Origin of the sequence: Microbacterium sp. UBA3394 (assembly GCF_002358725.1) — a bacterium.
In the GTDB taxonomy this organism is placed as follows: domain Bacteria; phylum Actinomycetota; class Actinomycetes; order Actinomycetales; family Microbacteriaceae; genus Microbacterium; species Microbacterium luteum.
Genome location: NZ_DEPK01000279.1, coordinates 1 through 6,615 on the forward strand (window position 1 = coordinate 1; position 6,615 = coordinate 6,615).

7 protein-coding genes and 1 pseudogene are annotated in these 6,615 nt (G+C 69.7%); 7 read left to right on the forward strand and 1 reads right to left on the reverse strand.

The genetic code is table 11. The features are described 5' to 3' along the window. Positions 1–1,453: stealth conserved region 3 domain-containing protein (locus B4E30_RS16205; RefSeq protein ID WP_286796275.1), on the reverse strand; the 1,453-nt coding region annotated here is incomplete at its 3' end. Between the two features lie 182 nt (positions 1,454–1,635). Here B4E30_RS16205 and B4E30_RS16210 point away from each other — a divergent pair. The 7 genes and pseudogenes from B4E30_RS16210 to B4E30_RS16240 form a co-directional block, all read left to right on the forward strand. Next, the gene (locus B4E30_RS16210; protein WP_286796278.1) at positions 1,636–2,703 is read left to right on the forward strand and encodes an aldo/keto reductase; all 1,068 of its coding nucleotides are present in this window, start codon (positions 1,636–1,638) and stop codon (positions 2,701–2,703) included. Positions 2,704–2,708: 5 nt separating this feature from the next. Continuing rightward, positions 2,709–3,623 carry a 4-(cytidine 5'-diphospho)-2-C-methyl-D-erythritol kinase gene (locus B4E30_RS16215; RefSeq protein WP_071043342.1) on the forward strand — a complete coding sequence of 305 codons (915 nt, stop codon included), beginning with the start codon at positions 2,709–2,711 and terminating at the stop codon, positions 3,621–3,623. Positions 3,624–3,726: 103 nt separating this feature from the next. Then, a complete protein-coding gene (locus B4E30_RS16220; protein WP_286796280.1) occupies positions 3,727–4,026 on the forward strand; it encodes a DUF427 domain-containing protein in 300 nt (99 codons plus the stop codon). 65 nt (positions 4,027–4,091) lie between these two features. Then, on the forward strand, positions 4,092–4,955 hold the full coding sequence (locus tag B4E30_RS16225) for an ABC transporter ATP-binding protein (protein ID WP_286796282.1): 864 nt from the start codon (positions 4,092–4,094) through the stop codon (positions 4,953–4,955). Between the two features lies 1 nt (position 4,956). Beyond that, on the forward strand, positions 4,957–5,649 hold the full coding sequence (locus tag B4E30_RS16230) for an ABC transporter permease (protein ID WP_071042828.1): 693 nt from the start codon (positions 4,957–4,959) through the stop codon (positions 5,647–5,649). Next, positions 5,646–6,383: an ABC transporter permease gene (locus tag B4E30_RS16235; RefSeq protein ID WP_286796284.1), complete on the forward strand. Its 738-nt coding sequence runs from the start codon at positions 5,646–5,648 to the stop codon at positions 6,381–6,383. The genes B4E30_RS16230 and B4E30_RS16235 overlap by 4 nt, the downstream gene beginning before the upstream one ends. Before the next feature lie 38 nt (positions 6,384–6,421). Beyond that, positions 6,422–6,615 (forward strand): annotated as a pseudogene (locus B4E30_RS16240) (glycine/betaine ABC transporter); the annotation flags it as partial.

The window sequence follows — 6,615 nt, forward strand, 5'->3', positions numbered from 1 at the left end:
GCACCTCGACCTCGCCGCCGTCGTTGAGGCAGAACATGTCGACCGCCTCACGGCCGGCCAGCCGCTCCATCCGACGCAGGCCGCTGCGCATCGTCGTCTGCACGTAGCGGGTGCGCGGACGGCTGGTCGGCACAGCACGGCCGGTCATCAGCGCGTAGTAGTGGTACAGGCTGTTGGTGACCGAGATGTCCGTCGCGGCGCGGAAGCGCGAGCCGGCCGTGCGGGCGAAATCCTCGGGGAACTCACACTCCAGCTCGGCCATGACGCTGCGACGGAGCGGGGTCGCGCAGTGCTCCAGGTCGCGTGTGATGGTGCGACCGAAGCGCTCCTTCAGGAGGGCCCGGTTCACGCGCAGTCCGTTGTCGTGCCCACTGCGGTGCGGCCCCGGGGCGCCCGATCCGATCCGCACGCCGCACTCGACGAACTTCGTCACGCCGGCGGGCGTGAAGAACATCTCCGGGTGCACGCGCCGTCCGAAGAACATGTCGTCGTTGGCGTAGAGGAAGTGCTCGGCGAGCCCGGGGATGCGGTGCAGCTGCGCCTCGACGGCGTGCGAATTGTGCGTGGGAAGCGTCGACGGGTCGGCGAAGAAGTCCTCGCTGCGCACGATCGTCACCTTCGGGTGGTCGAGCAGCCACGACGGCGCGGGGGAGTCGGTGGCGATGAAGATGCGCCGAACCCAGGGTGCGTACATGTGCACGCTCCGCAGGGCGTAGCGAAGCTCGTCCACCTGCCGGTACCGCGCCGGGCCGTCGTCGCCGGCGCCGACGACGTATCCGGCCATGCGTGCCGCACGCTGGCGCTGGAAGTCGGTCGAGGAGCCGTCGACCCAGGAGAAGACGATGTCGATCTCGTCGGTGACCTCATCCGGCTGCGGATCGAACATCCCCTCCCACGTCCGCCAGGACCGACCGTGGCGTTCGACCGTCGTCGCCACGAGGTCCGTCGCCGCGGTGCGGCGGCGCGAGAAGGTGTTGTCCGACGGTGCTTCCACGACATCGCTCCCGAAGCGCCAGAACTGCACGCGGACGCCGGTCGCGGCACCGTATCGCAGCCCGCCCGCGCGAGCGATCCGCGGACGGTACACGCGCACAGCCGTCGGCGCATCCGGGAGAGGAGCAGCATCCACCGCGAGCACCGCAGCGCTCTGCTTGAGCTTGACGTGCAGGGGCTCGTGCGCGCAGGCGCCCGCCAGGGCCGCGTGCGCCGCGGCGCGGTCGGCGAGGTCGACCACGAGGGCGAGGGTATGACGATCGTGCCGGATCAGCCGGACGCCGATGCCGGCATCCTCCAGCACCTCGCTCACGTAGATCAGGTCCTCGGCATGCGCCTGGTCGGGTGTGAGCCGATCGTGCACGAGGTGGAGCAGCCCGCGGTCGACGACGACATCGTCACGCTGGAGCAGCGATGACCAGGGGTGCCGATCGAGCGGCAGAGAGGACACGACGGTCATGGTGGTTCCTTCACACTGATGCAGGGGCGCTCTCGCCGCCGGCGGCGCAACCCTACGAGGAAACTATTACAGCACTGTTTCCCCCGTGTTCATGCGGAATGCGCGGCGGCTCCCCTCAGACGCTGTGAACCATCCGAGCGCCGCGCGCGTCGCCGTCCGACGGCGCGCGCTAGCCTCGGATCATGAGCGACGACTCCCGCTTCCGCCCCGACATCCCCGACCTCCACCGTCCGTACACGGCGGCGCCGGAGCGCTACGACAGACGCGGGTACCGCCAGGTCGGGGCATCGGGTCTGTACCTGCCGGCCATCTCGCTCGGACTCTGGTGGAACTTCGGGGACAACATCCCGCTCGACAACCAGCGGAAGCTGCTGCGTCACGCCTTCGATCGCGGTATCACGCACTTCGATCTGGCGAACAACTACGGGCCGCCCTACGGCTCCGCGGAGAAGAACTTCGGGCGCATCTTCGCCGAAGACCTCCGCCCGTACCGCGACGAGCTCATCATCTCGTCGAAGGCCGGATGGGACATGTGGCCCGGTCCCTATGGCGACTACGGTTCGCGCAAGTACATCCTCGCCAGTGCCGAGCAGTCGCTGCGGCGCATGGGACTGGACTACGTCGACATCTTCTACTCCCACCGAGCCGACCCGGTGACGCCGGTGGCCGAGACAATCGCTGCGCTGGACACCCTCGTCCGCCAGGGCAAGGCGCTCTACGTGGGCATCTCTTCGTACAGCGCCGAGCGCACCGTCGAGGCGGCGGCGGTCGCGCGCTCGCTCGGGACCCCGCTGGTGATCCACCAGCCGTCCTACTCCATGCTCAACCGATGGGTCGAAGACGGCCTCACCAGGGCGCTGACCCAGGAGGGCATGGGTGCGATCGCCTTCACCCCGCTCGCGCAGGGGCTCCTCACCGACAAGTACCTCGGCGACGGCACCGCGGATCGCGCGCAGCAGCGATCGTCGCTGCCGGGCGGGGCGCTGTCGGAGGACGGGGTCGCGACGCTGCGAGGTCTCAATGTGATCGCGACCGAGCGTGGTCAGTCGCTCGCGCAGATGGCCCTGCAGTGGGTGCTGCGCGATCGTGTGGTCGCGTCGGCCCTCATCGGCGCTTCGCGCACCTCGCAGCTCGATGAGAACCTCGCCGCCCTCGACGGTCCCGCCTTCACGATGGAGGAGATCGAGCAGATCGAGACCCTCGCCGGCGGGATCGACGTGGATCTCTGGGCGGAGTCCGCGAAGCTGTGAGCATCATGGCCGTCTCCGATCGCGTGCACGTGCGCGCGCCGGGCAAGCTGAACCTCTTCTTCGAGGTTGGTGCGGCCCAGGATGACGGCTATCACGACGTCGCGTCCGCCTATCAGGCCGTGTCGCTCTGGGAGGACGTGTACGCCCAGCCCGCCGACGGCTTCACCCTCAGCGTCAGCGGATCGGTCGACGTCTCGGGGGTGCCCGCCGACGACCGGAACCTCGCCCTGCGCGCGGCCCGCCTCATCGCGCGCCGGCTCGATCACGAGGGTGGCGTGCATCTCGACATCGTCAAGCACGTGCCGGTCGCCGGGGGGATGGGTGGCGGCTCAGCCGACGCCGCTGCCGCGCTCGTCGCGTGCGACGCGCTGTGGGGCGGTGATCTCGGCTCGGCCGAACTGCACCGCATGGCTGCACGTCTCGGCGCAGATGTGCCGTTCGCCCTCATGGGCGGCACGGCCGTCGGAACGGGTCGGGGCGATCAGCTCAGTCCTGCCCTCGCCAAGGGTCGCTTCGACTGGGTGCTCGTCACCGTCGACGGGGGGTTGTCGACCCCCGACGTCTACGGTCGTCTCGACGAGATGCGGCGGCGCCCCGACATCCGCCCCGCGCCCGGGTCGCCCGCCGTGGAGCCGGGCGTGCTCCACGCGCTTCGCGCGGGGGATCCGGTAGCGCTCGCCGAGCACGCTCGGAACGACCTGCAGGTCGCGGCTCTGAGCCTGCGCCCAGACCTTCGCGACCTGCTGGAGGACGGCGAGAGCGCGGGAGCGCTCACGGGCATGGTGTCGGGCTCCGGTCCGACCGTCGCCTTCCTCGCGGACGGCCCCGAGGCCGCGCTCGACCTGCAGGTGACGCTCTCGGCCGCCGGTCACCGCGCGCTCCATGTGCACGGTCCGGTGCACGGGGCCCGCATCGTCTGAGCGGCGCCTTAGCGTATGGGGCCGGACCGCGCAATGTTCCCGGCCGTCCGCCTTCGTGTCGTTGCCAGCCGCTACGGTGGTGAGCACGTCCTCGGGAGGAATCATGAAGGCACGACTGCACGGCTCGGTGATCGCCGAGGCCGACGAGAGCGACCTCGTCCGCATCGAAGGCAACTGGTACTGGCCGCCCGTCAGCGTCTCCGACGGTGTGCTTGCCGAGAGCCCCACCGCGTACACCTGCCCGTGGAAAGGCGCCGCGCAGTACTACAACGTGACGGCCTCGGGCCAGACGCTCGACGACGGCGCGTGGGCGTACCCGGATCTCCGCCCCGGCGCGGTGGACCGCGTCGGCGTCGACTTCGCCGGCTACATCGCCTTCGACCGGGGCATCGAGATCTCCTGACCCGCGGAGGCCGCCACCCGCGGCCGACGGTTCCCCGGGCAACCGCACGACGACAGAGAGCGACGATGGCCGACACGACTCCCGCAGCCTCGGCGGATGCCCCCGGCGGCATCGACTTCCGCGACGTGACCAAGGTCTTCCCCGACGGCACGCGTGCGGTGGGGGAGTTCCGCCTCCACGTTCCCCCGCACAAGACCACGGTCCTGGTCGGCTCGTCGGGTTCCGGCAAGACCACCCTGCTGCGCATGATCAATCGGATGGTCGAGCCCTCCTCGGGCTCGATCACGATCGACGGCGACGACATCGCCGATCGAGACCCGGTGGCCCTGCGCCGGAGCATCGGCTACGTGATGCAGAACTCGGGCCTCATGCCCCATTTCACCGTGCTCGACAACATCACGACGGTTCCCGTGCTGCGGGGAACCCCGCGACGTGACGCTCGCGCCCGGGCGCTCGAACTCATGGACACCGTCGGCCTGGACCGCTCGATGGCCGACCGCTACCCGAGTCAGCTGTCGGGCGGGCAGCAGCAGCGCGTGGGCGTAGCGCGCGGCCTGGCTGCCGAGCCCAACATCCTCCTGATGGACGAGCCCTTCGGCGCGGTCGACCCGATCGTGCGGGCGGAGCTGCAGGAAGAGCTCCTGCGACTCCAGCGCGAGATCGGCAAGACGATCGTGTTCGTCACGCACGACATCGACGAGGCGTTCCTGTTGGGCGACCAGGTGGTGATCCTCGAGAAGGGCGCCGAGGTCGCGCAGATCGGCACTCCGAACGAGATAACCGAGAACCCCGCGAGCGCGTTCGTGGAGAGCTTCATCGGGGCGGACAAGGGCAAGCGTGCGCTCCATCTGAGGAAGACCGACCGGGGCACCGTCGTCGTCGACGGCGAGGGGCGCGCGCAGGGGGCGCTCGTCGAGGAAGGCGGGTGACGTGGACTGGGTCCTCGACAACCTCGACCTCATCGGCGAGCTGACACTGATCCACCTGCGGCAGAGCATCCTCGCGATCGTCATCGGATTCGTGCTGTCGGTTCCGCTGGGGTGGGTGGCGTTCCGATTCCGGCTGCTGCGCAGCGGCATCATCACCGTGGTCGGGCTGCTCTACACGATCCCCTCGCTCGCGCTGCTGATGATCCTGCCCACGATCTTCGGGTACAGCGCGATCAGCGAGATCAACCTGATCGTGGCGCTCACCATCTACGCGCTCGCGATCATGGTGCGTTCGGTGTCCGACGGTCTGCAGTCGGTGGACTCCGGGGTGCGGCAGGCCTCGACGGCTGTGGGGTTCGGCGGCGCGCGCAGATTCTGGGCCGTCGAATTCCCCCTGGCCGGTCCCGTGATCCTGGCCGGCTTGCGGGTGACGGCGGTCAGCACGATCTCGCTTGCGACCGTCGGGATCCTGATCGGTGTCACCAACCTCGGGTACCTCTTCACGAACGGACTCCAGCGGCGGATCATCCCCGAGGTGCTCGCGGGGGTCGTCGCCGTGGTCGTCATCGCGCTTCTCATCGACTACCTCCTGGTGCTCACCGGTCGCGCCCTCATGCCGTGGTCACGGCAGCCCTCGCGTCGTGAGCGTCGTCGGGCGCGGCGCGTGCTCGCCGGGGCGGAGGCTCCCGCGTGAACCTCATCATCAACGCCTTCGTGTGGCTGGCGAACCCCGAGCGGTGGAGCGGACCCACCGGCATACCGGTGGCGCTCGCGCAGCACCTCGGGTTCACGTTCCTCTCGGTGCTCATCGCCGCCGTCGTCGCCGTCCCGGTCGGGTGGGCGATCGGCCACACCGGCCGCGGGCGCGAACTGGCCGTCGCCGTGTCGGGCGCGGCGCGCGCGATCCCGTCGTTCGGTCTCCTCGTGCTTCTCGTGCTGCTCCTCGGGGTGCTGCAGACGGGCCTCGCCGCCGTGGTGACCTTCGTGCTGCTGGGGATTCCGTCGATCCTCGCCGGCGCCTACACCGGGTTCGAGGCCGTCGACCGGCGCATCATCGACGCCGGGCGGGCCATGGGCATGACCGAGTGGCAGATCCTCTGGCGAATCGAGGTTCCGCTCGGGCTGCCGCTGCTGGTGTCCGGATTGCGTGCCGCGACCCTGCAGATCGTCGCGACGGTCACGATCGCCGCCTATGTCGGCCTCGGCGGACTCGGCCAGTACATCATCCAGGGCATCAACCTCAATCGCTTCGACCAGGTGCTCGCCGGGGCGATCCTCGTCGCGGCGCTGGCCCTTCTGCTCGACGCGGTCTTCGCCGTCCTCGAGCGACTCGTCGTGCCGCGAGGCGTGCGCGCCGGTCGCGTGTCGAGCTCGGGTCCGACCGGCCGACGCTCGCACGCCGCGGCGGCGGCGCCGGCATCCTCCTGACCAACGAACCCCTACCATCCGGAGAAAAGGACAGCAGCATGTTCACAGCAAGCAAGAGATTCGCCTTCGGTGCGGCGCTCGCCACGAGCGCCGCCCTCGTGCTCGCCGCGTGCGGATCGAGCGATCCCCTCGCGGAGGACCCCGCCGACGGCGGGGCTGCGGAAGGCGGCGACACGATCGTCGTCGGCTCGCAGGCCTACTACTCCAACGAGATCATCGCCGAGATCTACGC